Origin of the sequence: Maribacter halichondriae (genome assembly GCF_027474825.1) — a bacterium.
Taxonomy (GTDB): Bacteria; Bacteroidota; Bacteroidia; order Flavobacteriales; family Flavobacteriaceae; genus Meishania; species Meishania halichondriae.
Genome location: NZ_CP107030.1, coordinates 663,252 through 690,192, shown reverse-complemented (window position 1 = coordinate 690,192; position 26,941 = coordinate 663,252). Strand labels below are relative to the sequence as shown.

Below are 26,941 nucleotides of genomic sequence, written 5' to 3'. Positions count from 1 at the left end.
GGCAATCTTAAAAAATGATGCTATTTTTATAATTCATCTAAAAAAATGCGAACCAGTTCATATAGATTTATTTGTATTAATTGGTGCTTCCACTATTAGGTAAATGCCCATTATGGGCTTCATAAAATTTGAAAATGAAAATAGTAATATCACCTGCAAAATCGCTTGATTTTGAAAGCACATTGCCCACCTCAAGATATACCCAACCTAATTTTTTGGAACAGGCTGAAAAGCTGAATAAAATTTTGGTGAAGAAAAAGCCCAAGGCACTTTCAAAATTGATGGACATCTCGGATAATCTTGCGCAACTTAATTGGGAGCGAAATCAAAAATTCAAAACCCCTTTTACAACAGAAAATGCCCGCCCGGCCGTATATGCTTTTAATGGGGATGTGTACCAGGGTTTGGATGCATACACCATTGCAGAAAAGAAGTTGGACAAGTTGCAAGATACGTTGAGGATATTATCAGGCCTCTACGGCATTCTAAAACCACTCGACCTTATACAACCGTATCGACTTGAAATGGGAACCCAATTAAAAGTGGGTCGTAAAAAGAACTTGTATGAATTTTGGAAAAAGGACTTGACCGCCCATTTGAACTATGAACTCGAAGATGATGAACTTTTTATCAACCTGGCCAGTAACGAATATTTCGGGGCCATTGACGAAAAACAGCTTAAAGTGCCCGTGATTACCCCAATTTTCAAAGATTGGAAAAATGACAATCTCAAAGTAATCAGCTTTTTTGCCAAAAAGGCAAGGGGTTCTATGGTGCGATATATTATCGATTCGAATGCCAAAACTTTAAATGATATCCGCGGCTTCAATCTTGATGACTATGAATTTAGCAAAGAGCACACTCTAAAAGAGAATCAGCCAGTTTTTGTGAGGTAGGTAGATATTGACCTTACTTTTTCTTTCGCACACTGATTTTCTCCTCTACCGTAGGTCTCTTTTTGATTTTTCTTGGCCGACGGGCACCGTACGAATTGTTGGCGATTTTTCCACGTCTTGATTTTTTATCTCCTTTTCCCATAAATGATTTATTTTATTGTCATTCCCGTGGAGACGGGAATCTACCTCTTATTGTTACCTATATTAAAGCCTCTTCTTTGAATTTAGGATTTTCTTGTTCCCTTAAAAATAGGTATTTAAATCGATATTTTATAGTTTACGAACAACGAACAACGAACAACGAACAACGAACAACGAACAACGAACAACGAACAACGAACAACGAACAACGAACAACGAACAACGAACAACGAACAACCACGAACATTTGTTTCTACATACCCACCCGTACGAACCTTTTCTATTCGAGGAAGCAACGAAATTGATAGTCGGTACACTTCCGCCCCCAAGATTTACCATTGGCGATTTGAAATCGGATGATGTGAATTTCTGTTACGGCAGCCGAGACGGTCAGTTATGGCCAATTTTGGATAGGCTCTTTAATTTGAATCTGAAATTTGAAACTACAGAGGAAGCCATACAACAACGAAAAGACTTTTTAATTAAACGAAAAATCGGAATCTGTGACATCGTAGCAAGTGCCGAACGTTCAAAAATCGATGCCTCCGATTTAGGGATGCAAAACATCAAATTAAGGAACCTTCTTGCGTATTTACAGAAATATCCAAACGTCGATACTCTTTTGTTTACTGGCGGAAATAGCAAGAACGGCCCCGAGTATTTCTTTAGAAAGCATTTAAAAGATCATCAACTGCGTTTAGAGGTTGTTTCCGATGAAGTTCCAAGAATATACGAATTTCGACTCCCGATGGTGACCCAGAAAAAGAATGTTTCCAGAATAATCAGAACCGTCTCGTTGACAGCGCCCTCGGGGGCCGCGAATAGGGCTGTAGGAAGTCTTTCCGTATACAAAAAATTAAAGAAGGAGAATCCTGATTTCACAACACTCGATTTCAGGGTCAGGCAATACCGTCCGTTTTTTTAAAATGGAAGTGCTTAAATTATGAATAATGCAAAGCAACCGTCTTATTCTGTTGGTTTTTTCATATCGCATCTTAAAATTTGTTATTTCAACCCGAGAGGTGAACGCTTTCATGGATTTATGACGATCTTTGGATGTTGAAATCGAGAGCACACATTGTTTTGGTGATTTCTCAAAAAATATTATAAAATCTATGTTGCAAGAAGAAAGACTACGGGAATTCAAAAAATCGGTAAACAACAAATTTAATGTTTATAATAGCCTGTTTTTGAATCTTCCTTATCAGAATATAGAAAATGTAGGTATGTTGATTCCCTTATTGCTCGACCAAAGTCAGAAGGGTTTGCAATCGGGAAAAAATCCGCAAGACATACTTGAAACTTTTTTTCAGAACTACGCTAACATTGATTCCGAAAAGGCGCAGATCGATTTCATGTTCCGCATCATTCAATATGTAGAACGTCAGGTGGTGCTGTATGATAGTGTTGAGGATGCGGCTTTTCCGAAGTTGCATGAACATAGTCTATCACTTTCTATAAAGGATTATTTTCAATTGGTCGATAAGAACAAGAGTTGGGACAAAGTCGCCGATAAACTCTCGACGTTCAGTGCCCGCATTGTGTTAACGGCCCATCCGACACAGTTTTATACTCCTGCCGTGCTCGATATTATCGATGAGTTACGCTCTTTGATCTTACATGATAAAATCGATGATATAGATTTGACCCTTCAGCAATTGGGCCTTACGTCGTTGATCAACTCCAAAAAGCCTACTCCGCTCGACGAGGCAAAGAACATTATCTATATTCTAAGAAATGTCTACTATGATGCTGTAGGTGATTTGTATGCCTATATCAAGGAAAACATCGACAATGAGAAATTCGAAAACCACAATATCATGAAGCTTGGTTTTTGGCCAGGCGGGGATCGCGACGGAAACCCGTTTGTCACCGCCTCGATTACCAAGGATGTTGCCGATGAGCTGCGTATCAATTTGATGAAATGCTATTATAATGACCTTAAGGTATTACAGAAAAAATTGACCTTTAAAAAGTTACAAGAACCCTTGAAACAGCTTCGAAAAAACCTGTATTTGGCCATGTTCGACTCGACCAAGAATATTGGGTATAATGACATTATAGAACCGTTGGGCACGATTCGTGAACTGCTCATTGAAGAATATCATGATCTTTATCTTGTTGAACTCGAACATTTTATCGATAAGGTCAAAATATTCAAAACGCACTTTGCTACTTTGGATATCCGGCAAGACCACAGTGCCCACACAAAGGTTATCGAGCAGGTTTTGTCGAAGAACGGATTCATCAAGGAAAGTCTTGGTGAACTTTCCGAAAAGAAAATGATTGATATCCTTTTGCATAAAAGTCTGAACCTTAAGGCCAGTGACTATTCAGATGATATCGTAAAGGATACCATTAAGAATATTGCACAACTAAAGCGTATTCAGCAAAAAAACGGCGAAGAAGGATGCAATCGCTATATCATTAGCAATTCAGAAGATATATTCTCGGTATTGTTCGTTTATGCCCTTTTCCGCTGGTGCGGATGGGAAAACGCCCCCATTACGTTCGATATCGTCCCGCTTTTTGAAACGATGAAGGGCATGGAAACCTCCGAGGATACCATGCAGACCTTGTTTGATCTGCCCGAATATCGAAAGCATTTAGAAGTACGCGATAATAAGCACAACATTATGTTGGGCTTTTCCGACGGAACAAAGGATGGCGGGTACGTAAAGGCTAACTGGTCCATTTTTAAAACAAAGGAACAACTCTCAAAAGTTTGCAAAAAGAACGGTATCAAAGCGATTTTCTTTGATGGTCGTGGAGGACCGCCCGCTCGTGGCGGCGGAAAGACGCATCGTTTTTATGCAGCCCAGACCAAAGATATCGCCAACCACGAAATTCAGTTGACGATACAGGGGCAGACCATTACCAGTACCTATGGTACAAAAGAACAGTTCATGCATAATAGCGAACAATTGTTGACGGCCGGACTATCGAATAATCTATTCGGGAAAGAAAATGTAATTTCAAAGGAATCTAGAAAACTCCTCGAAGAGCTTTCCGATCTCAGTTTTGAAAAATATGATGCCTTGAAGCATCATGACAAGTTTATGCCATATCTTGAAAATATGAGCACCTTAAAGTATTATACCAAGGCGAATATAGGCAGTAGGCCAGGTAAACGAGGAAACAAGAAAAAGCTGGAATTGAGCGACCTCAGGGCCATTTCGTTCGTCGGTTCTTGGAGCCAGTTAAAGCAGAACGTTCCCGGTTATTTTGGTATCGGTACCGCCATTAAGACTTTAAAAGATCAAGGCAGAATACATGAACTGAAAAAACTGTACAAAGAGGTACCCCTGTTCAAAGCACTGATGTTGAACAGTATGATGTCGCTTTCAAAATGCTATTTTGAATTGACCAGCTATATGAAGGAGGATGCCGAATATGGTGGATTTTGGAATATTTTACACGGAGAATTCAAACTTTCAAAAGAAATGCTGTTGCTGATTTCGGGTTTCGATATTCTTATGCAGAATGAGGCCGTATCGAGGGAATCCATAAAAATTCGGGAAAATATCGTACTACCACTCTTGGTGATACAACAGTATGCTTTGCAAAAAATAGGGCAGAAATCCGAATATATCGAACTTTACGAAAAAATCGTGACACGTTCGCTTTACGGTAATATCAACGCCAGTAGGAACTCTGCATAATTTTTAAAATAATAAAGCCCGGGATTTCACAATGAGAATTCTGGGCTTTATGAAAAACTACTCCCAAACTTTGAATTCTGCCCCCATTCCATAATTTTTATGACCGGTCTGAACAAGTTTTGAATTTTTGTTGTAGTTGCGGTCGAATACCTGCCATTTTCTATTATTTAGGAATATGCGTCGCACAAAAGTAGATTCATTGGGCAAGCCTTTCACAAAAGGAAGCAAAGGCCTAAAAGAAGTTGAAATCTTCTGTATACCTCTTGAAGTCTTGACTTCGCGATATTTTTTAGAATCTACAAGTTTTCCGTTATCATCGGCATAACCCAGTACTTGTAGCGAAACAAAGATTCCGTTTTCGGGAATGAACAATGATTTGGAGAGTACATCAAGTTCAAAAACCTTGTCCTGTTTTTCATCGATAGAAAAAACAATGTTTTCATAAGGTATCGGATTACCGGGAACCCCACTTTGGTTTTCGTAGTACTGTATTCTAAAAATGGTTGCGAACTTACCTTTTCCTTTTGATTTATATTGCGACTCAGCGTTGATGGGCAGATAGAGTTTCGAGATCTGGGTAACACGCTTCTCGAAACGTTCGAAAAGCACCGCTACCTCACTTTCCACGGTAGGTAACCAACAAGCAAATATGTCGGTATGGGTTTCTGCCTTTTGTTTTTTAGACCTGAATTTACCCTCTTTAGGTGCCGAAACGATAATTTCACTTAATTGTGAAGCCGCAGGAGTCAGCGAGATAACCAATAAAGTGGAATCTATCTTGACCGCTTTGTCGGCGAACCCCATAGAAGATACAAAGAGCGAATCTATGTCAGCATATTTCCTTTTTGAAAAAGAAAATCGACCTTCTTCATCGGCAAAAGTACCTAGTCCGTTGCCAAAAGAAATGGTTGCAAAAGGTATCGGGGAGCGATCTAGGCTATCCACAATTTGAATGTCTTGGGAAAGGCCAAAATACGATACTAAAAAAATAACCACTATGAAATTTCCCCTCATCTTAGGTTGTAATGATTTCACTAATACAAACGAAAACAAATGGGTTATAGTGCTATTTTGAAAACTCCGTACTCAAAATCCCATAAAAAGCTTGAATTCCATACCCGATCTGTCCGATTTTCAGATTCTCGTTCGGGCTATGCTGATTGTTGTCGGGGTTGACCATAGGCACAATAAATGCGGGAATCTTCAATTCATTGATAAAAGGAGCAATCGGTACCGTACCGCCCATAATTCGAATTTGCACCACTTCTTCCCTAAACTTTTCGTTTAAGGTTTTAACCAAAAAATCACCATAGGGATTCGTTAAATCCGTACGAAAGGCATCGGTAACCGTTCCTTCCATAATTGTTATTATTTTGTCATGTGCCAAGCGTTGCGCTTTGGTGGGTACACTATCCAAAATATAGAACCCCTGTTTTTTGATATGATCCTTAACCAAATCTTTTAATCGATTTCCGTCCGATTCGGGTACGAGTCGCAAATCGATTTCAGCCGTGGCAGTGGCTGGAACGATAGTCCGAGCTTTTTCGCCGATCCATCCCGAACCTAGTCCACGGATATTTAAAGACGGATATTGCAATGACTCTTGATAAAAACTACCGACGTTATCCGGCGTTTTTATGGCAAGGTTCGAATTGATGACCTCCGCATCGTCAGGTACACTTTTTAGGATTTTCATGGTAGCCTCATCGATTACAATGCCATCATAATAACCATTTATCAATACCTTTCCATTTGCATCCTTCATGGTCGCCAAAACTTGTGCCAACTGAAAACCCGGGTTTGGCGCGTAGTTGCCAAAGTGACCACTATGTTGTGGTTTTATAGGGCCGTAAGTAGTCAATGACAATGAAGTAATGCCGCGACAGCCGTAGACCACCGTTGGCTTTTCAGAAACATGAACGGGGCCGTCATTGATTACTAAAAAATCGGCTTCTAATAATTCTCGATATTGTTTTACCGCCTTGGGCAAAGGTTTACTGCTTTTTTCCTCTTCGCTATCCAAAATGACCTTAATGTTGAAAGGGATTTCCACTTTATCCTTTTTCAAAAGGTCTATGGCGTTCAAGAACATGACGATTGGCCCCTTATCATCTGAGGTCGAACGGCCGAACAACCGCCAATCATAGTTGATGTCATCGTTGAGGTCTTCAAACTTTTCAGTTTTCCAACCATCGCCATCTTTTGATTTTAATACCGTTTGATAGGGATTGGGTTGATTCCATTTTGAGGGATCAACCGATTGCCCATCCAGATGCATATAAAAAAGAATGGTGGGTTTGGCATCGTCCATCGGAAGTGCCGCGAAGAAAAGTGATTCTCCCTCGGTCGGAAGTATAGAGGAATTAAAGCCCCTTTCAGTAAACTTTTTGGTGAGCCATGTCAGGTTTCTGTTGATATCGGCATGGTCAAGGGCATCGTTCGGTATAGAAACAAAATCTCGCAGCTCATCGATACTATGGCGTACCTGGGATTTTAATTGAATAGAGTCTTGGGCGGGTAAAAAATAAATTACAGATAAGAAAAGGGCTAGAAATAGTTTATTCATTTAAAATCGTTTAGGATTATTCGATATTCGGCACTCATGTAAGGTAGTGAAATAGTTTTGTGATAAGAATCGTCATAACCTCTATAATTAACCGATGTGTCAACTACCTTACCTACTATTGTTAGCCCAAATAAGTGTTGCTTCCATTTTCCGCTCAAGGATAAACCCGCGTAGATATGGGGAGAGTAATTGAACATTCCGGTTTTTTCATCAAAGCCCTTAGAGGGCATAGACATCTCGTCATTATTTAATAAAGCTATATCCTTGTTCGTTAAGAGTTTCATATTAGAATCATAGACTGAAACTTTGATATGCAAAGAAGATGGCTCAAGATCAACATTTACAATTTCAACGATTGGTTTTTCTATATTTTTCAGTCTGATTTTTAACTGCTTATCAAATTCTTGATTTAATTCTGTTAATTCTTCAATAGCTTTTTCTTTCTCAATACTTTCTTTTTTAATCTCTTCAATTTCCTTTTGGAAAGATTCAATTTCCTTTTCTTTTTTATCAACTTCCTTGGTTTTCAATTCAAGTTGAACCTGTCTTGAATGTATTGAATCTTCAAGACTTTTTAACTCATCAGAAGCAATCCTCTGTTTTTTCTCAAACTCGTTTATTTCGTATTGAAGATTTGCCTTGTTTTTTTGAAGTGTTTCGTTCTTAATGTTAAATAATCCTGAACTAAGTGCATAGATCAAAGATAGAATTGCCAATATTGTCGGTAAAAGTACTTTGAGAAAATCAACGGCTAGTGTTTGATTTTGTTGGGCAATCGTGCTATAAAAGTAATGAGCAAAAATGTATCCTAATATGCCTAACAGAGCTAGTAAAATGTACCAAATCCAATTTGTACTGAATGAAGGTTTCTCCCAATCTATTTTATAGAACGCAATTATCAGCAGTAGAAAATATCCTATTCCAATCAATATAGTGGGCCAATTAGTTCTTAAAAAGTTTTCCATTCAAATAAATTTATCAAATCTACCGAATTCATTTCTCATTTCAGGGTGCTTTCAATAGAATGAACTTCACAAAGATCAATCTGGCCAAGAGCAGAAAGGGAAGTCCGTGGAATAGAACATCGAACCAGTCAGCAAACCCCATTCCTATGGCCCCTCCGGCAATCCATTTTAGCTTGCCCCAAATATGGGGTTCAGGAAAAAAAGGGGCGAGACCCAAAGTCAAGCACAATAAGATGACAATTTTCCAATTATTGACAAGGTCTTTCATCATCTAATTTTTGTTATAAAATCACCGATCGACCCAGTTCCGTTTTCCGTCAAATGTTTAATAAAGGCCGAACCGATAATAGCACCTTTGGCGCTCTTGGTGGCTTGATCGAACGTTTCGGAATTACTGATACCGAAGCCAACAATTTGAGGGTTCTTGAGCGAAAGTGAAGCAATGCGTTGAAAATAGTCTTGTTGCTCATCACCAAAACCGAATTTAGCCCCGGTAACACTGGCCGAACTGACCATATAGATGAATCCGTTCGAAACGCTATCGATAAACCGAATACGTTCTTTCGAAGTCTGGGGGTAATCAAAAACACATTGATCAGTCCGTATTTTTCAAAAATGGCTTGATATTCCTCATGATATACATCGACCGGAAGATCTGGAATAATCAATCCATCGATACCGATTTCTTGACATTTTTTGCAAAACGCTTCCACACCATATTGCAACATCGGGTTGAAATAGCCCATAATGATCAAAGGAATGGAAACGGATTTGCGAATGTCCTTCAACTGCTCAAAAAGAATTTCCGTGGTCATTCCGTTTTTCAGGGCGGCCGTCGAACTTTTCTGAATGGTCGGCCCATCGGCCAATGGATCGCTGAAGGGTAGGCCTATCTCGATCATGTCTACTCCGTTTTTCTCCAAGTCTTGAATGATTTTTACGGTATCGTCCAAAGCAGGATATCCTGCTGTGAAATAGATGGAGAGGAGTTTTTTATCCTCCATCATTTTTTGATTAATTCTATTTGTCATAGCTTGAAATAGTCTATATAGGTCTGTAGATCTTTATCCCCACGGCCTGAAAGGTTAATGACAATAACATCATCTTCCTTGAACTTTTTATGATTGAAAATCGCAAAGGCATGTGATGTTTCAATGGCAGGAATAATGCCTTCTAATTGCGATATTTCCAATCCTGCCGTCATGGCCTCGTCATCCGTTATTGAAATAAACTCGCCTCGACCTGACTTGAAAAGGTGTGCATGCATGGGTCCGACACCGGGATAATCCAATCCGGCTGAAATAGAATAGGGTTCCGTAATCTGTCCATCTTGGGTCTGCATCAAAAGCGTTTTACTTCCATGGATGATGCCTACTTTCCCCAACGCCGAGGTTGCCGCACTTTCTCCAGAATTTACACCTTTACCGGCTGCCTCTACCGCAATAATGCCCACTTCGGGAGTATTTAGATAGTGATAATAGGCCCCGGCCGCATTACTGCCACCACCGACACAAGCGACCACATAATCAGGATTTTCACGACCTTCCTTTTCCTTCAACTGCCATTTGATTTCTTCCGAAATAACGGATTGAAAACGGGCTACCATGTCGGGGTAGGGGTGCGGCCCCACCACAGAACCTATAATATAGTGCGTATCCACAGGATTGTTAATCCAGTCTCGAATGGCCTCGTTGGTCGCATCTTTTAAGGTTCGACTGCCTGAAAGGGCCGGTCGCACTTCGGCGCCCAACATTTTCATACGTGCCACATTGGGTGCCTGCCTAGCAATATCGATTTCGCCCATATATACTACGCAGTCGATACCCATTAAAGCACATACCGTAGCCGTGGCGACCCCATGTTGACCGGCACCGGTTTCCGCAATAATGCGATTTTTGCCCAATTTCTTCGCCATTAAAATTTGCCCAATGGTATTATTAACCTTGTGGGCACCGGTGTGACAAAGATCTTCTCTTTTTAAATAGATTTTGGTACCGTACTTTTTTGAAAGACGTTTCGCAAAATAGAGTGGGGTAGGACGGCCTACATAATCTTTCAACAACTGGTCGAACTCTTTTTTAAAGGAAGGTTCTTCCATAATTCGAATATAGTTCTGCCGAAGTTCCTCACAATTCGGATACAACATTTCTGGAATGAAAGCTCCCCCAAATTCTCCATAGTAGCCTTTTTCGTTCGCGTGATAAGATTTCATAGTTTTCAGTTATCAGTATTTAGGATACAACTTTTTGAACTCTTTCAATTTGACAATATTTTTCAGACCCGGTTCGATTTCGAAGCGGCTATTGACATCAATGGCATAGCAATATTTCGATTCGGGTCGTTGCATAAATTCTTTGACGGATTCTACTTCCTTCAATCCAATACCACCACTTAGAAAATAAGGCTTGGTAGAGGGATAGTTTTCCAAAACCTTCCAATTAAAAGTATATCCATTTCCTCCGGGTAGTTTTCCTTTGGTGTCGAATAAATAGTAGTCACATACTTCTTCGTAGGATGCCAGAATTGAAAAGTCAAAATTATCTTTTATGGAGAAAACTTTTATGAGTTGAACTTTTTGTAGGTCTTTCGAATGTGCTTCGACAAGCTCAGCATGACATTTTGCCTTTAATTGTTCGCAATATTCGGGACTTTCATCTCCATGCAATTGAACGCCCCACAAACCATATTTCTCGATTTTCTCCAAAACTACTTCCAAAGAAGCATCCACAAAAACGCCTACTTTTTTAATTCCGAGCGGAAGCGAAGGAATCTGTCCATTAAAAAACCGTTTGGACGGCTCCCAAAAAATAAAACCCAGATAGTCAGGTCGCAATGTCGCAACCTCTAAGGTGTTATATTTCATACCGCAGATTTTTAGCTTGATTCCACCCCGGCCCTCCCCCAAGGGGAGGGAGTCTAAATTGTCATTATTTTTCGAATTTCTGTCCATATACTTATTTAGTCCCCCTCCTTGGGAGGGGTTAGGGGAGGTCACTTCATTAGGTTTTTAATAAATTCCATGGCACTTTCCCCGGGATCATCCGTCTTCATGAAGTTCTCCCCGACTAAAAACCCTTGGTACCCATAATCTTTTAAATCCCTGATTGCTTCGACAGAACTAATGCCACTCTCCGAAACTTTCACAAATTCATCGGGAATCAATTCGGACAACGATTTACTTGTTTCCAAACTGACTTCGAACGTTTTTAAGTTTCGGTTGTTCACTCCCAACATGTCCAAACTCGGCATAACACTTTTACGAAGTTCTTCTTCATTATGTACTTCCAATAAAACATTCAATTGTAATTGCTTAGCGACCTCTGAGAATGTTTTTATTTCTTCTCTGGTCAAGATCGCCGCTATCAAAAGAATGACATCGGCCCCATGGGCCTTTGCCTCGACAATTTGATATTCATCGATGATAAACTCTTTTCGCAATAATGGCATTTGAACAGATGCCCTCGCTAGTAATAAATCTTCCAAGGAACCCCCAAAATATTTTATATCGGTCAATATGCTCATACCACATACTCCTGCTTTCTTATAGCCTTTGGCAACTTGGGACACGTTCGCATTTTGATTGATGGTCGATTTTGAAGGAGAACGTCTTTTGTACTCTGCAATGATTCCTGTTTCGCTTTCGCGAAGGGCATTGGCCAAAGAGAACGTCTCACGCGCGAAAAGCACTGAGCACTCCAATTGTGAAATTGGAATGAGCGATTTTTTCAAAGCGACTTCTTTACGTTTGTCGGCTACTATTTTGTCTAGAATATTCATGTATAGTTGTTGGTTAACGGTTTTTGGTTGATAGTACTAAAACTTAAAACTATCAACTAACAACCATCAACTAATTTTTACTCAATTCCTGTAATCTCTTTAAAGCCTTTAAACCTCTCCCGCTCAAAAGGGATTCTTTCGCTTTCTCAAATCCTTCTTTTGGACTAATATTTTTAACGATAGCAATCGCGACCCCGGCATTGGCACAGACTACATTGTTTTGTGCTTCGGTACCGCGGCCTTGAAGCACATCCATAAATATTTGGGCCGATCCGTTTATATCTTCGCCGCCTAATATTTCAGATTGTTGTATTTTATTAACTCCGAAATCTTCTGGGCGCAACATGCTTTCCGATTTGTTCGAAATGGTTTTGGTATTTCCGGTCAATGAGATTTCATCGTATCCGTCCAAGGCATGGAGAATAGTAAAATTTTTATTGGTATTCTGGTACAGATATCCATACATTCTCGCCAATTCAAGATTAAATACACCGACCATTTGATTCTTTGGAAATGCGGGATTGACCATAGGCCCTAGCATATTGAAAAAAGTTTTTACACCCAACTCCCTACGAATTGGGCCTACATTTTTCATGGCAGGATGAAACAACGGTGCATGCAGTACACAAATACCCGCCTCGTCGATGGATTTCTCTAAAAAATCACGTTCATTGCTAAATTTTATTCCTAGAAACTCCATGACATTGCTACTTCCACATTTTGAGGAAACCCCATAATTGCCGTGCTTGGTAACCTTTACCCCCGCACCTGCGGTCACAAAAGAGGCCAGGGTCGAGATATTAAACGTGTCCTTGCCATCACCTCCGGTGCCACACAAATCGACCGGGTTATAGGCTGATAAGTCGATGGCAACACAAAGTTCTAGCAACGCATCACGGAAACCTTCCAACTCTTCGATAGTAATACTACGCATCATGTACACCGTTAGAAAAGCCGCAATTTGACTGGTATTGTATTCCCCCTTTGCGATATTGACCAAGATTTGTTTGGCATCATCTTTAGAGAGCGCATCGTGATTTATTAATCTGTTAAGGGTTTCTTTCATAATCTAATTATTCAACCAGTTTTCTAACATTTTTTTTCCATGGGGAGTAAGCACCGATTCGGGATGGAACTGCACCGCACAAACATCATGGGTCTTGTGTCGAAGGGACATGATTTGTCCGTTTTCGTCTATGGAAGTGGCTTCCAAAACTTCGGGAAGATCGGGATGCACGACCCAAGAGTGGTATCTGCCCACTTCTATCTCTTCAGGAAGCCCTTCGAACAAAATATCCTTTTTAATAATCTTTATGCCAGTGGCGATACCATGATATACTTCCTCCAAATTTACCAAAGAACCGCCATATACTTCGCCTATCGCCTGTTGGCCAAGGCAAACGCCTAAAATCCGTTTTGTCGGTCCGTAGGTTGAAATTATTTCCTTTAGTAAACCGGCCTCATCAGGAATTCCAGGTCCTGGGGAAAGCACTATATTTTCAAACGCATCGACTTCGGCCAAGGTCAATTGGTCATTTCGTTTTACCACGACCTCACAGTTAAGGTCTTCGAGATAGTGCACTAGATTATACGTGAAACTATCGTAGTTGTCGATGACAAGTATCTTCTTCATCTTCATATCGTTTTTGCCATTTCCAAAGCCTTTGTCAAAGCACCTAATTTATTATATGTTTCCTGAAGTTCGTCGTCGGGATCCGAAGCGGCGACCAAACCTGCACCTGCTTGATAATGGAGTTCGTGATTTTTGCTCAAGAACGTACGGATCATGATGGCATGGTTAAAGTTTCCTTCAAAATCCATAAAACCGATAGCACCGCCATAGTATCCGCGGCTTGTTTTTTCATATTTCTCGATCAACTGCATGGCCATGTGTTTCGGGGCACCGCTCAAAGTACCGGCCGGAAAAGTATCGGCAACGACTTTCATTGTCAGAATGTCTTTTTTCTTTTGCCCCGTCACCTTGGAAACCAAATGAATAACATGAGAGAAAAACTGTACTTCTCGATAATTGGTTACCTCGACCATATTACCATTCCGGCTTAAATCATTTCTGGCGAGATCTACCAGCATGACATGCTCGGCATTTTCTTTGTCGTCTTCCGTAAGCTCCTTTGCCAGAATCGCATCTTTTTCATCATTTCCGGTACGTTTGAAAGTCCCTGCAATCGGGTGTATTTCGGCTTTACCATCTTTGACAATCAATTGTGCTTCGGGAGAACTCCCAAAAATCTTGAAATCCCCATAATCGAAATAAAATAAATAGGGGGAAGGATTTACCGAACGCAAGGCCCTATATACATTGAACTCGTCTCCTTTGAATCCCTGAGAGAACATTCGCGAAAGTACCAATTGGAAAACATCGCCACGTTGGCAATGTTTTTTCGCCAAGTTCACATGCTCTTTGTATTCTTCGTCTTTCAAATTAGAGATGGCTTCGCCTTCCGTCGAAAAATTATAAGAAGCAAAATTGCGAACGTTCAAAAGCTGTTCTATTTCCGAAGTATTTTCCTTGGCATTGTAGCAGTGGGCAAAAATATAGGCCTCGTTCTTAAAATGGTTGATGGCGATTATATTTTGATAGACTGCATAATAGATATCAGGAATTGCAATGGAATTATCTTTTTTTGAGATTTCGACATCCTCATAATAGCGAACAGCATCATAGGCCATGTAGCCAAAAAGCCCATTGTTGATAAACTTGAAACCGTTGTTTTTAGATTCGAAGCTCTGACTGAATTCATCGATAATTTGTACTACATCGGTCTCCGTTTTGATTGCAAGTGATTCGATCTTACCATCAGGAAATTGCCGGACCACGGTTTCGTTCTCCACCTTGATAGAAGCTATCGGATTACAGCAGATATAAGAAAAACTATTGTCATTGGCATGGTAGTCGCTACTTTCCAAAAGAATGCTATTTGGGTAGCGATCGCGGATTTTAAGATATACGCTTACCGGCGTTATGGTGTCCGCCAAAATCTTTTTATAATGGGTTTCTAATTTGTACTGCATATTCTCAAAATTTTCAAAAGCAAAAGGCTTGTCGTGATAGACAAGCCTTTTATATAGTTTTACTACAATGGTGCTCAGCTCACGATGTCGTCCGTAAGTTGTTCCACCACCAAGTATTTATTTTGTTTCGTTTCATCTTAAAAATACCCGTTATGGGCTTCATTGGGTCAAATATAGAAATCATTTTCAGAACCACAAACGGATTCATGAAAAAAAAAACCCGCTTCCTTGCGAAAGGAAGCGGGCAAACTTGTGAGGTCAAGTTTATTTAGAATTCCATTTCAACGACAAGATCGAACTCGTCATAGATTGTTTTGTCGCCAAGATTTTCGAAAAAATTCCCGGACCTAAATTTAATATCATATTTTGTTCTATCAACTTTAAGGGTTGAAGTAGCCTTATTGTCGTAAATGGAAACCACAAAAGTAATAGGCTTTGTGATTCCTTTGATGGTCAGGTCTCCCGTTACTGTGTAGGAGTTTTTGTTAAATGACTCCGCCTTTGTAAAGACCAATTTTGCCGTAGGATGCGTTTCAACACTAAAAAAATCATCGGATTTCAAGTGCCCTTCCAATTTCCCTTTAGACTCGCCTTCTACATCAGTAGGAATCAAGGTGGTCATATCGACTAGAAACTCGCCTCCGGTCAATTTTCCATTGTCGAACATAAAGGCACCCTCTTTCAAATTAACGGTTCCAACGTGTCCGCCACCAACTTTGTAGGCTTTCCAGGTCACTTTACTTTTTTCGACGTTGACTTCTTTCTTTTCGCCATCGATCGGTTCGGTTGCAGTTGCAGTAATTCCGAAAACTACGGCCAAGGCTAAACTAAATATTCCTTTTTTCATTGTTTTTAAAATTTAATTGAATTAATAATTAGTGTCTATTTAAAATTTGTTGAACAACATGTTCAGATGTTCCAGTTCTTTGGTCGAAAGGTTTTGTAATATTTCTTCCTCTGCAACGATCATGCCAGCATCCATTTTTTCCAGCATTTCCAATCCCTTTTCGGTAATACTGATTTCGACCTTTCTTCGATTGGATGGGCAAACAATTCGGTTAACATATCCTTTCAGTAATAATTTATCGACCAAACGGGTGGTATTGCTCATCTTGGTTACCATGCGCTCATTCAAGGTCGATAAATTGGCCGGTCTTCCGTTTTGTCCCCTTAATATTCGTAAAACATTGAATTGTTGCAACGAAACATCGAAAGGTTTTAAAACGTTCGCTATGGTCTCATTGATTTTATTGTTGACCAACATAAAATGAATAATGGTCCTGCTTTTGACAGGAATTTTTTTATCCGTTTTTATGATTTTTTCAACGTTCATGTAATTACAACAATTGTATGTACAAATGTAAATGGAATCTTCGAAATGGCAACTTTCGATGCGCCAAATTTTTGTTAAAAATTTTCAGAAGGAATTTATATTGGAAATTGTATTTTTGAGATTCTATAGTGAATCTTGGTCTTTTGCTGAAATAAATTCAGCATGGGCAAGGGAATGAAATTAAACTTGTAATCTATGGCAGACTTATCACAAGAAGAATGGACCGAACAGCTAAAGAGCGATGATAACGCATTTGTTTTAGATGTGCGAACCCCAGAAGAAGTAGAGGAAGGCTATATACCCAAGGCTACCAATATCGATATTTATCTAGGGCAGGATTTCTTGTCCGAACTTGAAAAGCTGGATAAAACTAAAAACTACTACGTCTATTGTAGAAGCGGTAACCGAAGTGGTCAGGCCTGCGCCATTATGAACAGCATCGGTTTTGAAAATGCCTATAATCTTGAAGGTGGATTTATGAATTGGGAAGGAGAGGTGGCCGAGTAGGTTTCATGTTTGAAAAGTTTCAAGTCACAAGTTCGATTAGAATTAACTTAAAACCTGAAACCATAAGACGATAACCTTCAGTTTACCAAACTTGGTTTTGATTATTTTCCTAATAACCTAAATAACCCAGTAACCCGATAACCACCTTGAAAGAAGAGCTGCTCCATTTTATCTGGAAGTATAAAAAGCTTCAGCTGGAAGATTTGGTCACTTCGAAAAACGAACCGATTCTAATTGAAGATGTCGGAACACATAATCATTTGGCAGGTCCGGACTTTTTTAATGCCAAGGTTCGAATAGATGATCAATTGTGGGCCGGTAACATAGAGATCCATATTAAATCATCCGATTGGTTCGCCCACAACCATGAACAAGACCCCAATTATGATAACGTAATTCTGCATGTTGTTTGGGAAGACGATATGGAAGTCTTTCGTAGCGATAATTCGGAGATTCCCACCTTGGAACTTAAAACGTTCATCGCCCCCGGAATCTTGAAATCATACCAAGATCTTTTTGATAAGAAGCATAAATCCTTCATCAATTGTGAAAGCCGTATCGGCCAAATCGATGCGTTTGTATTGGAGAATTGGCTAGAGCGACTTTATTTTGAGCGTCTGGAACGCAAATCCGTCCAAATCGAAACATTGTTAAAGGATAGTAAGAATGATTGGGAACAGGTTCTTTTTTCCTCCCTGCTAAAAAATTTCGGACTAAAAGTAAATGGTGAAGCATTTGTAAGCTTGGCCCAGGCAGTGGACTACTCCATAGTACGGAAATTACGGAACGGCCGCCCGCTGTTGGAAAGTCTTTTCTTCGGAATGTCGCATCTTCTTGAATCTAACGATGTTGTCGACGAATATTATCTCAATTTGCAAAATGAATTTCATTATCTCATCAAAAAATTCGAATTGAACCCTGACCGTGTTCTCAAACCTGCATTTTTTAAATTGAGGCCTCATAACTTTCCAACGATTAGACTGGCGCAGTTGGCCAGTTTGTATCACAGTAAACAGAACCTCTTCGCTGAAATAGTAGCGGCTAGTATCTTAGAAGCACTCTATAATACCCTCGATGTTTCGGCAAGTAGTTATTGGGATACTCATTTTAATTTTGGTAAGGAATCTAAAAAAAGCATCAAAAGGACAACTAGAAAATTCATTGACTTATTGATCGTCAATACCATACTTCCTATAAAATTTGCCTATGCAAAGCACATGGGAAAAGACGCCGGGGAAGAAATTGTCGGCATCATATCCCAAATATCGGAAGAGCACAATTCTATCGTTCAGAAATTCGAGCAATTCGGACTCGATTTGAAAAGTGCCAAAGAAAGCCAGTCCGTTCTTCAATTATACAATGAATATTGCACCCAGAATAAATGCCTGCAATGTGCAGTGGGCAATCGAATATTAAAAGGAAAAGATTAATTTTAGGCATGAATTTATTTTATCGCACGCTTTACTATTTTCAAAAAAGGGGCTTTGAGGTCTGCAGGCGTATTGCAGAACGTTTGGGAATTAGGACCAGGGTAGTGCGCACCTCATTTATTTACTTGACCTTCGTTACTCTAGGTTTTGGTTTTGCCCTGTACCTGTTTTTGGCCTTTTGGTTAAAAATCAAAGACCTATTATATACCAAACGAACATCAGTTTTTGACCTTTAATATGCTAAGACTTTTTCGTTCGAAAATATATTTGGCCTTGATCCTAATGGTGTCGGTTCTTTTGATGGGAGTCTTAGGCTATAGGTTTTTGTCTGACCTTTCGTGGGTCGATGCCTTTTACATGACCATAATTACCGTCACAACGGTCGGTTTCGGCGAGGTTGTGCCTATGGGTGCGCAAGAAAAAATTTTTACCGTATTTTTAATCGTATTGAGTGTTTTTATATTCGCCTTTGCCCTTTCGGTTATTACGGAATATATATTAGGTAGAAATTCCCTTCAACTCTTAAAAAAGAAAAAAGTGAAAAACCAAATCGACAGTCTGAACAATCACGTAATCGTTTGTGGTTTTGGCCGTAATGGCATGCAGGCGGTAGCACGTTTGACGGCGTATAAGAAACCATTCGTGGTTATAGAGCGGGAAAAGGAGATTATCGAAAAACATGATTCCGAGGTGTTGTTCGTAGAGGGCGATGCAAACGAAGATGAGATTTTGAGAGAAGCCAGGATCGATAATGCCCAATACCTCATTGCCGCTCTTCCGGATGATGCCGCCAATTTATTTGTCGTGCTTTCCGCTAGACAGATGAACAAAAACCTTTTCATTATTAGTAGGGCCTCGTTGGTGACCTCGCAGAAAAAATTACAGCTTGCGGGAGCCAATAAGGTTATCATGCCCGATAAAATAGGTGGGGATCATATGGCCTCGTTAGTGGTCATGCCCGATTTGATAACCTTTATGGATAAGCTTTCGATGGAAGGTGAACATACCACCAATTTGGAGGAAGTAGCTATCGAAGATTTCCAAGGGCAGGTAAATTGCAACTCGCTTCGTGACCTTGATTTGCGAAGGAAAACCGGTTGTACGATTATTGGTTATATAGAACCGAACGGCAACTATATTATAAATCCAGAAGCGGACTTGCAGTTACAGCCCAAGAGTAAAGTTATCGTTCTTGGCCGGCCGGAGCAAATACACAAACTGAACGAAATGTTCCATATAGGCTAGTGCCATTTCCATTTAAATCAAGACTAATATTTGATAGTAAGGCTTATTTTTTCGATATTGTCGGGCAACAAACTAAACAAATACAAAAACATACCTTATGAAGCACCGTAACCTTCTTTCATTATTAGTTGTTTTTCTTCCCTTTCTGACATTTGCCCAAGAGACTACCGAGAAAGGGTTGGATGAAAAAGTCAACGATGCGTTCATGCCATTTGCGGTATGGTGGGAAAACTTGATACTCACCCCTATACCTGTGGCAGGCTATAATCTTCCAATTGTTCTAATTCTCCTTATTTTCGGCGCTACCTTTTTTACCATTTATTTTAAGTTTCCGAGCATTACTAAATTCGGACTTGCAATTAATACCGTACGTGGAAAGTACGACGAATTGGAATCCCCCGAAGGTCATGGTGTTGAGAAATCTGATGTCAATATCGTCGATGGTGATTTGCCCGATACGATACGTGATGAAAGCAAGGAAGGTGAGGTTAGCCACTTTCAAGCATTGGCCACGGCCGTTTCAGGTACGGTCGGTTTAGGTAATATTGCGGGTGTTGCGGTCGCCATCGCTTTGGGCGGACCCGGTGCTACCTTTTGGATGATCGTTTGCGGACTTATCGGTATGTCGACGAAGTTTGTGGAATGTACCTTAGGTGTAAAATATCGTGATGTAGGCCCCGATGGAACGGTATATGGTGGTCCGATGTACTACCTATCGAGAGGTTTGGCAGAGCGAAATTTGAAAGGGCTTGGCAAGGTTTTGGGCGTGCTTTTCGCAATTCTCTGCGTCGGCGCTTCTTTTGGCGGGGGCAATGCATTTCAATCAAATCAGGCGGCAGTACAATTAACGACCATGTTGAATCTAGAAGGTGGGGCGACCGGTGTAATTATCGGCGTTATTTTGGCTGTATTGGTGGGTATTGTGATTATCGGAGGAATTAAAAAAATCGCCAGTGTGACCGAAAAAATTGTTCCCTTCATGGCAGGTATTTATGTATTGGCTTCTTTGGTCATCATTTTTGCTAACATAAAGTATATCGGGGATGCCTTCGGAATGATTTTCGCCGGAGCGTTCACTCCTGAGGCAGGTCTAGGCGGTATCGTCGGTGTTATTATAGTAGGCTTTCAAAGAGCGGCTTTTTCCAACGAGGCTGGTGCAGGTTCGGCCGCTATAGCCCATTCTGCTGTGAAAACAAAATATCCTGCCAGTGAGGGCGTAGTGGCCTTGTTGGAACCTTTTATTGATACCGTGGTCATTTGTACCATGACCGCCTTGGTCATCATCTTCTTTAATATGGATGCTGGAGCTTTCGATTATGGAAACGCAGTAGGCAGCACGGTACTCCTAAACGATACGGGTGCCTATGTGGGCGGGGTAGACTTGACATCGATGGCGTATGATTCGGTTATTCCCGGTTTTAGATATGTACTTACCATTGCCATTATTCTTTTTGCATTTTCCACGATGATCTCGTGGTCATATTACGGACTCCAATCTTGGAAATATCTTTTTGGAAGGGGTAAAACTGCGGATACCGTTTATAAGATACTTTTCCTTCTATTCGTTGTTATCGGTGCCGCTGCAACTTTGGATGCCGTTATCAAGTTTTCCGATGCCATGATTTTAGCCTTGGTCTTCCCGAATATGGTGGGGCTATTGTTCCTATTCCCACGGGTCCGTGAAGAATTGGCAAAATATTTGGATGACATAAAGTCTTCTTTCAACTAATTAAAAATTGAAAAACTTTAAATCCCACTTTGACTTCAACAAACAAGAACGAAGTGGGATTTTCTTTTTACTTCTTCTTATCGTAGTACTTCAGGTTGGATATTTTCTTTTTAAAACGTTCCCTGCAGAGAATCATGCGGAATCGATTTCAATCGATATCGAGACCCAGGCTCAGATCGATATTCTAAAGGAAAAAGCACTGCAAAAAGATTCCGTTAAGATATATCCCTTTAATCCGAATTTTATCACTGATTATAAAGGGTATGCACTGGGTATGTCCGTTGAAGAAATCGATAGACTACGTGCCTTTCGAGCGCAGAGCAAGTTTGCCAACTCGCCGGAAGAATTTCAAACTGTGACCCAAATTTCCGATTCTTTGTTAGAAGCGATTTCGCCCTATTTCAAATTCCCCGAATGGACGCAGAAAAAGAGTAAACAGTCGGCAGTTGACACCAAGCAGTCGGGTGGGCGAAAAAATTCCCCTCCTCGGGAGGGGCTAGGGGAGGACTTTTTGGTGCAAGATTTAAACACCGCCACCGCCCAAGACCTAAGAACCATCACTGGCATCGGCGAGAAACTATCTGCCAGAATCATAAAATTCAGAGATCGCCTGGGCGGTTTTTTGGTCGATGAGCAGTTATATGATGTTTATGGATTGGAAGCTGCTGTTGCCGAAAGAACCTTGAAGCGTTTCAAGTTACTAAGTACACCCGAGATAAAGAAAATAAATGTCAACGAAGCATCCGTTGCCGAATTGGTCAAACTCGTCTATATAAGATACGCTGTGGCCCAAGATATAGTGGTCTACAGGGAATTGAACGGTTCAATCGATTCGTTCGACGAATTAAAAAGTATAGATGATTTCCCATCGGATAAGATCGATAGAATAGCATTATATTTGTCACTTTAAAAAATATGCTATGAACAGTATGTACTTCACAGAAGAACATCATTTATTTCGAGAAAGTTTAAAGAATTTTTTACAGAAAGAAGTAGTTCCCCATATCGAGAAATGGGAAGAGACAGGTACCATTGAACGTTTCATTTGGAAAAAGTTCGCCGATATGGGCTATTTCGGCCTAGCGACTCCAGAAGTTGATGGGGGTTTGGGCCTTGATCTTTTTTACACGGTTATTTTACTCGAGGAACTTCAAAAGATTAATTCAGGAGGGTTCGCGGCAGCTATTTGGGCGCATGTTTATCTAGCGATGACCCACTTGAACAAAAATGCGAATGATGATCAAAAGAAAAGGTATTTAATACCAAGTGTCAATGGCAATAAAATAGGATGTCTTGGTGTGACCGAACCTTTTGGCGGAAGCGATGTGGCCGGTATGCTTACGACAGCAACAAAAAAAGGTGATACCTATGTCATTAATGGCTCTAAAACATTCATTACGAATGGGGTCTATGGCGACTATATTATTTTGGCCGCAAAGACCGATCCATCCGCTGGAAATAAAGGCATTAGTCTTTTCATTGTAGACCTTGACAGTAAAGGTGTTTCTGCCAACAAATTGAACAAGTTGGGCTGGAGGGCTTCGGACACGGCTGAATTGGCATTCGATAATGTGATCGTACCTGCTACGAATTTAATCGGCCAAGAGGGTAAGGGCTTTACCTTTATCATGGAAGCTTTTTCATTGGAGCGGTTGATTATGGGCATCAATGCCCATGCCCGTGCGGAATATGCCTTGGACTATGCCCTGCAGTACATGTCGGAACGTGAGACTTTTGGGAAGCCAATCAACCAATATCAGGCCTTGCGCCATCGCTTTGTAGACCTACATGCCGACATGGATGTATGCAAACAATACAATTATGCCGTCGTATACAAAATGGACAAAGGCGAATATGTGGTTCGTGAGGCGACCATCGCAAAATTAAAGTCCACTAAAATGGCAGATGATGTTAGCTATAACTGTCTTCAGTTTTTGGGCGGTTATGGATATATAGAAGATTACCCGATGGCGCGCATGTTTCGAGATAGTAGGCTCGGGCCTATCGGAGGGGGCACTTCCGAGATACTCAAAGAAATCATAGCCAAAATAGTAATCGACAAAAAGGAGTATCGAGCACCGGATAAATAGTGAAAGCTGTTGCGCAAGAAAATATTTTGAAATTAGTCTGGTTTATTTTGAATATGGCTGTATATTTGCATCCTTAATCATTAAAGAAAGGAGGTTGTAGCCAATGTTAATAATACCCATTAAAGAAGGAGAAAACATCGATAGAGCTTTAAAGCGCTTCAAGCGAAAGTTCGACAAGACAGGTACAATGCGTCAATTGCGTAAGCGACAAGCATTCTCAAAACCCTCCGTAGAACGTAGAGCCCAGATACAAAAGGCACAGTATATTCAAGGTTTGAGAGATAAGGAAGAAATCTAGAATCTTCTTGTATTCAAATGAATAAAATTTAAAAAATCCCATCGGTTACCGATGGGATTTTTTTGTTTCATAAATCTCTTTTTTTCATTCCCGCCCTTCGACCAAACCCGTCTTGAGCGAAGTCCAAAGTCTCAGGATAAACTTCGGCAGGAGTCTTTCTAAGTACTTCCAAAGAAATTTTTGATACGAACTTTCGTAGCTTTGTTACATGGCGCTAGATGCATTCATATCCTATTTGTCCTTGGAAAAAAACTATTCAGTTCATACCATAAGTGCCTATAGAAAGGATTTGGAATCGTTCAGGGCCTTTTGCAACGACAAATTCGATAGTGTCTCAATAGATAATATAGAATACGTAGTGGTCCGAAACTGGATCGTTGATCTGGTAAACTCGGGTATTTCGAACCGTTCCATAAATAGAAAGGTTGCTTCGTTAAAGGCTTATTATAAATTTTTGCAGCGAATCGGAGAACTTCAAGCGAATCCGCTTGCAAAACATAAAGCTCTCAAAACCACAAAAAAAATAGAAGTGCCTTTTTCCGAAAAAGAAATGGAACTGGTCTTAAGACAGATTTCTTTTAATGATGATTTCGAAGGCATTCGTGATAAGTTGATTATCGAGCTTCTGTACACTTCTGGCATACGAAGGGCCGAACTGATTAACCTTAAAACGCAAAATGTAAATCTTGTAGGGGGCACCTTAAAGGTTTTAGGAAAACGAAATAAAGAACGCTTGGTGCCGCTATTGCCCTCTACCAAAGAGCTATTTCAAGAGTATTTCACGGAAAGAAAATCGCTCGATGACATCATTGACGACGACTATGTTTTTTTGACCCAGAGTGGCAATAAAGTATATGAAACTCTTGTTTATAGAATTATAAATGGGTATTTTAGTAAGGTGTCATCCAAGGTAAAAAAGAGTCCGCATATTTTGCGACATACCTTTGCGACGCATTTGCTCAATAAAGGAGCCGACTTGAATTCCGTTAAAGAATTGTTGGGGCACTCTAGTTTGGCCTCGACCCAGGTATATACCCATAATAGTATCGCCGAACTCAAAAAAGCACATACTTCGGCACACCCGAGAAGCAAAAAGTAAAAGAAATTCTTTTCAAACATTGTTTAACCTAAAACCCTTAACCTATGAAAGTACACGCGCAATCAGTAAATTTCAATGCGGATGGGAAATTGATGGATTTCATCCAAAACCGATTGGACAAGATGGAAACATTCTATGATAAGGTCATAAGTTCGGATGTCTATTTGAAAGTGGAGAATACAAGTGCAAAGGAGAACAAAATCGTGGAAATTAAATTGAACGTGCCCAAGGATAATTTTGTAGTCAAAAAACAGTGCAAGTCATTCGAAGAAGCAGTTGATTCTGCATGTAGTTCGTTAGAGCGTAAACTCATAAAACGCAAGGAAAAACTTCGTGTTCAGGTGTGATTAAAATTTTCTCAAATTTGTTTTGATTAAACAAATAAATATCTACATTTGCAGTCCGTTAGAAATAGCGGACTTTTTTATGCGATAAAAAGTGCAAAAAGGCCGATGTAGCTCAGCTGGCTAGAGCAGCTGATTTGTAATCAGCAGGTCGTGGGTTCGAGTCCCTCTATCGGCTCAATTTAGAAGAAAGTTCTTACATTTTACGATTGAGGGGAGATACTCAAGCGGCCAACGAGGGCAGACTGTAAATCTGCTGACTATGTCTTCGCAGGTTCGAATCCTGCTCTCCCCACACCTTTAAATCTGGATATTGAATCCAGGTCTATAAAATGCGGGAGTAGCTCAGTTGGTAGAGCGTCAGCCTTCCAAGCTGAATGTCGCCGGTTCGAACCCGGTCTCCCGCTCAAAACTGAGTTAGCGTTTACGGTTAAAAGATGTCAGGAAAACTTGAAACTTTGGACCTTGAACCTGAAACCTCAAAAAGCCGACGTAGCTCAGGGGTAGAGCGTTTCCTTGGTAAGGAAGAGGTCACGGGTTCAATTCCCGTCGTTGGCTCAATTAAAGAATAATTTGTACACACTAATATAAACTTAAGATTAAAATTCATTAAACATGGCAAAGGAAACTTTTGATCGTTCCAAACCGCACTTGAATATTGGTACTATTGGACACGTAGATCACGGTAAAACAACATTGACTGCCGCTATTACTGAGGTATTGGCTAACGCAGGATTGTCTGAAAAGAGAAGCTTCGATTCTATCGATAACGCTCCTGAAGAAAAAGAAAGAGGTATTACGATCAACACATCTCACGTTGAGTACCAAACCGCAAGTCGTCACTATGCACACGTTGACTGTCCGGGTCACGCAGATTACGTGAAAAATATGGTTACGGGTGCCGCTCAAATGGACGGTGCCATCTTGGTTGTTGCTGCTACGGACGGACCTATGCCGCAAACCCGTGAGCACATCCTTTTAGGACGTCAGGTAGGTATTCCAAGAATTGTTGTTTTCATGAACAAAGTTGACATGGTCGATGATGAAGAGCTTTTAGAGCTTGTTGAAATGGAAATTAGGGAACTCCTTTCTTTCTACGAGTACGATGGTGATAACGGACCTGTAATTGCTGGATCTGCACTAGGCGCATTGAACGGTGAGCAAAAATGGGTTGATACCGTAATGGAATTGATGAATGCGGTTGACGAATGGATCGAGTTGCCTGCACGTGATATTGATAAGCCTTTCTTGATGCCTGTTGAAGACGTATTTACGATTACTGGTCGTGGTACTGTTGCAACCGGTCGTATTGAGACTGGTGTTGCCAACACAGGTGATGCCGTTGACATTATCGGAATGGGCGCTGAAAAATTGTCTTCTACCGTAACGGGTGTTGAGATGTTCCGTAAGATTTTGGATAGAGGTGAAGCTGGCGATAACGTAGGTATCCTATTAAGAGGTATTGAAAAATCTCAGATTTCTAGAGGTATGGTAATCTGTAAGCCAGGTTCTGTTAAGCCACACGCTAAGTTCGAAGCTGAGGTCTATATTCTTAAAAAAGAAGAAGGTGGTCGTCACACGCCATTCCATAACAACTATCGTCCACAGTTCTATGTGAGAACTACTGACGTTACAGGTACTATCAATTTGCCTAGTGGTGTTGAAATGGTAATGCCAGGTGATAACCTTACGATTACTGTTGATCTTTTATCTCCTATCGCTTTAAGCGTAGGATTGCGTTTCGCCATCCGTGAAGGTGGTAGAACAGTTGGTGCCGGTCAGGTCACCAAGATTTTAGATTAAATTATATAGAGTATAAATTATAT

The 26,941-nt window shown here is 40.4% G+C and carries 27 protein-coding genes, 4 tRNA genes and 1 pseudogene; 18 read left to right on the top strand and 14 right to left on the bottom strand.

The genetic code is table 11. The annotated features are described in order from the left end of the window. The first annotated feature begins 134 nt into the window (after positions 1-134). Positions 135-896 (top strand): peroxide stress protein YaaA, encoded by a 762-nt coding sequence (gene yaaA / locus N8A86_RS03095; RefSeq protein ID WP_273567741.1) that lies wholly within the window; start codon positions 135-137, stop codon positions 894-896. Between the two features lie 13 nt (positions 897-909). Here yaaA and N8A86_RS03090 read toward each other — a convergent pair whose 3' ends face one another. Further along, positions 910-1,038: a 30S ribosomal protein THX gene (locus N8A86_RS03090; RefSeq protein WP_273567740.1), complete on the bottom strand. Its 129-nt coding sequence runs from the start codon at positions 1,036-1,038 to the stop codon at positions 910-912. A gap of 246 nt (positions 1,039-1,284) precedes the next feature. Here N8A86_RS03090 and N8A86_RS03085 point away from each other — a divergent pair, with 246 nt between their 5' ends. Next, entirely contained in the window at positions 1,285-1,962 is a 678-nt protein-coding gene (locus N8A86_RS03085) for a uracil-DNA glycosylase family protein (RefSeq protein ID WP_273567739.1), read from the top strand. Between the two features lie 190 nt (positions 1,963-2,152). Continuing rightward, a complete protein-coding gene (locus N8A86_RS03080; protein ID WP_273567738.1) occupies positions 2,153-4,699 on the top strand; it encodes a phosphoenolpyruvate carboxylase in 2,547 nt (848 codons plus the stop codon). A gap of 57 nt (positions 4,700-4,756) precedes the next feature. Here N8A86_RS03080 and N8A86_RS03075 read toward each other — a convergent pair whose 3' ends face one another. From N8A86_RS03075 to N8A86_RS03015, 13 genes and pseudogenes are all read right to left on the bottom strand, one after another. Then, a complete protein-coding gene (locus N8A86_RS03075; protein WP_273567737.1) occupies positions 4,757-5,713 on the bottom strand; it encodes a peptidase associated/transthyretin-like domain-containing protein in 957 nt (318 codons plus the stop codon). Between the two features lie 52 nt (positions 5,714-5,765). Further along, positions 5,766-7,265, bottom strand: coding sequence for a M20/M25/M40 family metallo-hydrolase (locus N8A86_RS03070; RefSeq protein WP_273567736.1), 1,500 nt, complete (start codon positions 7,263-7,265; stop codon positions 5,766-5,768). Next, positions 7,262-8,230 (bottom strand): coiled-coil domain-containing protein, encoded by a 969-nt coding sequence (locus N8A86_RS03065; RefSeq protein ID WP_273567735.1) that lies wholly within the window; start codon positions 8,228-8,230, stop codon positions 7,262-7,264. The genes N8A86_RS03070 and N8A86_RS03065 overlap by 4 nt, the downstream gene beginning before the upstream one ends. 40 nt (positions 8,231-8,270) lie before the next feature. Then, a complete protein-coding gene (locus N8A86_RS03060) occupies positions 8,271-8,498 on the bottom strand; it encodes a hypothetical protein (protein ID WP_273569010.1) in 228 nt (75 codons plus the stop codon). Next, positions 8,498-9,261: pseudogene (trpA, locus tag N8A86_RS03055) on the bottom strand (tryptophan synthase subunit alpha). Before trpA ends, N8A86_RS03060 begins: the two are co-directional and overlap by 1 nt. Further along, positions 9,258-10,442, bottom strand: coding sequence for a tryptophan synthase subunit beta (gene trpB / locus N8A86_RS03050; protein ID WP_273567734.1), 1,185 nt, complete (start codon positions 10,440-10,442; stop codon positions 9,258-9,260). Before trpB ends, trpA begins: the two are co-directional and overlap by 4 nt. Positions 10,443-10,454: 12 nt before the next feature. Then, the gene (locus tag N8A86_RS03045; RefSeq protein ID WP_488226201.1) at positions 10,455-11,114 is read right to left on the bottom strand and encodes a phosphoribosylanthranilate isomerase; all 660 of its coding nucleotides are present in this window, start codon (positions 11,112-11,114) and stop codon (positions 10,455-10,457) included. 107 nt (positions 11,115-11,221) lie between these two features. Beyond that, complete coding sequence (gene trpC / locus N8A86_RS03040; RefSeq protein ID WP_273567732.1) at positions 11,222-12,007, bottom strand: indole-3-glycerol phosphate synthase TrpC; 786 nt, start codon at positions 12,005-12,007, stop codon at positions 11,222-11,224. Positions 12,008-12,077: 70 nt separating this feature from the next. Continuing rightward, positions 12,078-13,073 (bottom strand): anthranilate phosphoribosyltransferase, encoded by a 996-nt coding sequence (trpD, locus tag N8A86_RS03035; RefSeq protein ID WP_273567731.1) that lies wholly within the window; start codon positions 13,071-13,073, stop codon positions 12,078-12,080. A gap of 3 nt (positions 13,074-13,076) precedes the next feature. Beyond that, entirely contained in the window at positions 13,077-13,640 is a 564-nt protein-coding gene (locus N8A86_RS03030) for an anthranilate synthase component II (RefSeq protein ID WP_273567730.1), read from the bottom strand. Between the two features lie 2 nt (positions 13,641-13,642). Next, a complete protein-coding gene (locus N8A86_RS03025; RefSeq protein WP_273567729.1) occupies positions 13,643-15,040 on the bottom strand; it encodes an anthranilate synthase component I family protein in 1,398 nt (465 codons plus the stop codon). Between the two features lie 268 nt (positions 15,041-15,308). Then, entirely contained in the window at positions 15,309-15,887 is a 579-nt protein-coding gene (locus N8A86_RS03020; RefSeq protein WP_273567728.1) for a YceI family protein, read from the bottom strand. 39 nt (positions 15,888-15,926) lie between these two features. Further along, the gene (locus N8A86_RS03015; RefSeq protein ID WP_273567727.1) at positions 15,927-16,373 is read right to left on the bottom strand and encodes a MarR family winged helix-turn-helix transcriptional regulator; all 447 of its coding nucleotides are present in this window, start codon (positions 16,371-16,373) and stop codon (positions 15,927-15,929) included. 195 nt (positions 16,374-16,568) lie between these two features. Between N8A86_RS03015 and N8A86_RS03010 the strand changes: the two genes are divergently transcribed. From N8A86_RS03010 to tuf, 15 genes are all read left to right on the top strand, one after another. After that, entirely contained in the window at positions 16,569-16,880 is a 312-nt protein-coding gene (locus N8A86_RS03010; RefSeq protein ID WP_273567726.1) for a rhodanese-like domain-containing protein, read from the top strand. A gap of 146 nt (positions 16,881-17,026) precedes the next feature. After that, positions 17,027-18,310: a DUF2851 family protein gene (locus N8A86_RS03005; RefSeq protein ID WP_273567725.1), complete on the top strand. Its 1,284-nt coding sequence runs from the start codon at positions 17,027-17,029 to the stop codon at positions 18,308-18,310. An 8-nt stretch (positions 18,311-18,318) separates the two neighbouring features. Further along, on the top strand, positions 18,319-18,546 hold the full coding sequence (locus N8A86_RS03000; protein WP_273567724.1) for a PspC domain-containing protein: 228 nt from the start codon (positions 18,319-18,321) through the stop codon (positions 18,544-18,546). A 1-nt stretch (position 18,547) separates the two neighbouring features. Further along, entirely contained in the window at positions 18,548-19,555 is a 1,008-nt protein-coding gene (locus tag N8A86_RS02995) for a potassium channel family protein (RefSeq protein ID WP_273567723.1), read from the top strand. Positions 19,556-19,652: 97 nt separating this feature from the next. After that, complete coding sequence (locus N8A86_RS02990) at positions 19,653-21,284, top strand: alanine/glycine:cation symporter family protein (RefSeq protein ID WP_273567722.1); 1,632 nt, start codon at positions 19,653-19,655, stop codon at positions 21,282-21,284. Between the two features lie 7 nt (positions 21,285-21,291). After that, positions 21,292-22,194 (top strand): ComEA family DNA-binding protein, encoded by a 903-nt coding sequence (locus N8A86_RS02985; protein WP_273567721.1) that lies wholly within the window; start codon positions 21,292-21,294, stop codon positions 22,192-22,194. A 10-nt stretch (positions 22,195-22,204) separates the two neighbouring features. After that, positions 22,205-23,374: an acyl-CoA dehydrogenase family protein gene (locus N8A86_RS02980; RefSeq protein ID WP_273567720.1), complete on the top strand. Its 1,170-nt coding sequence runs from the start codon at positions 22,205-22,207 to the stop codon at positions 23,372-23,374. A gap of 103 nt (positions 23,375-23,477) precedes the next feature. Then, entirely contained in the window at positions 23,478-23,672 is a 195-nt protein-coding gene (gene rpsU / locus N8A86_RS02975; protein ID WP_273567719.1) for a 30S ribosomal protein S21, read from the top strand. A gap of 208 nt (positions 23,673-23,880) precedes the next feature. After that, positions 23,881-24,771, top strand: a complete 891-nt coding sequence (locus tag N8A86_RS02970) for a tyrosine-type recombinase/integrase (RefSeq protein WP_273567718.1) — start codon at positions 23,881-23,883, stop codon at positions 24,769-24,771. A 44-nt stretch (positions 24,772-24,815) separates the two neighbouring features. After that, positions 24,816-25,118, top strand: a complete 303-nt coding sequence (gene hpf, locus N8A86_RS02965; protein ID WP_273567717.1) for a ribosome hibernation-promoting factor, HPF/YfiA family — start codon at positions 24,816-24,818, stop codon at positions 25,116-25,118. A 101-nt stretch (positions 25,119-25,219) separates the two neighbouring features. Then, positions 25,220-25,293: transfer RNA gene (locus N8A86_RS02960), tRNA-Thr, on the top strand. Between the two features lie 35 nt (positions 25,294-25,328). After that, positions 25,329-25,410: transfer RNA gene (locus N8A86_RS02955), tRNA-Tyr, on the top strand. A gap of 39 nt (positions 25,411-25,449) precedes the next feature. Continuing rightward, positions 25,450-25,522: transfer RNA gene (locus N8A86_RS02950), tRNA-Gly, on the top strand. 79 nt (positions 25,523-25,601) lie between these two features. Continuing rightward, positions 25,602-25,673, top strand: a tRNA-Thr gene (locus N8A86_RS02945). A gap of 57 nt (positions 25,674-25,730) precedes the next feature. Continuing rightward, positions 25,731-26,918, top strand: a complete 1,188-nt coding sequence (tuf, locus tag N8A86_RS02940; RefSeq protein ID WP_273567716.1) for an elongation factor Tu — start codon at positions 25,731-25,733, stop codon at positions 26,916-26,918. Positions 26,919-26,941 lie beyond the last annotated feature (23 nt).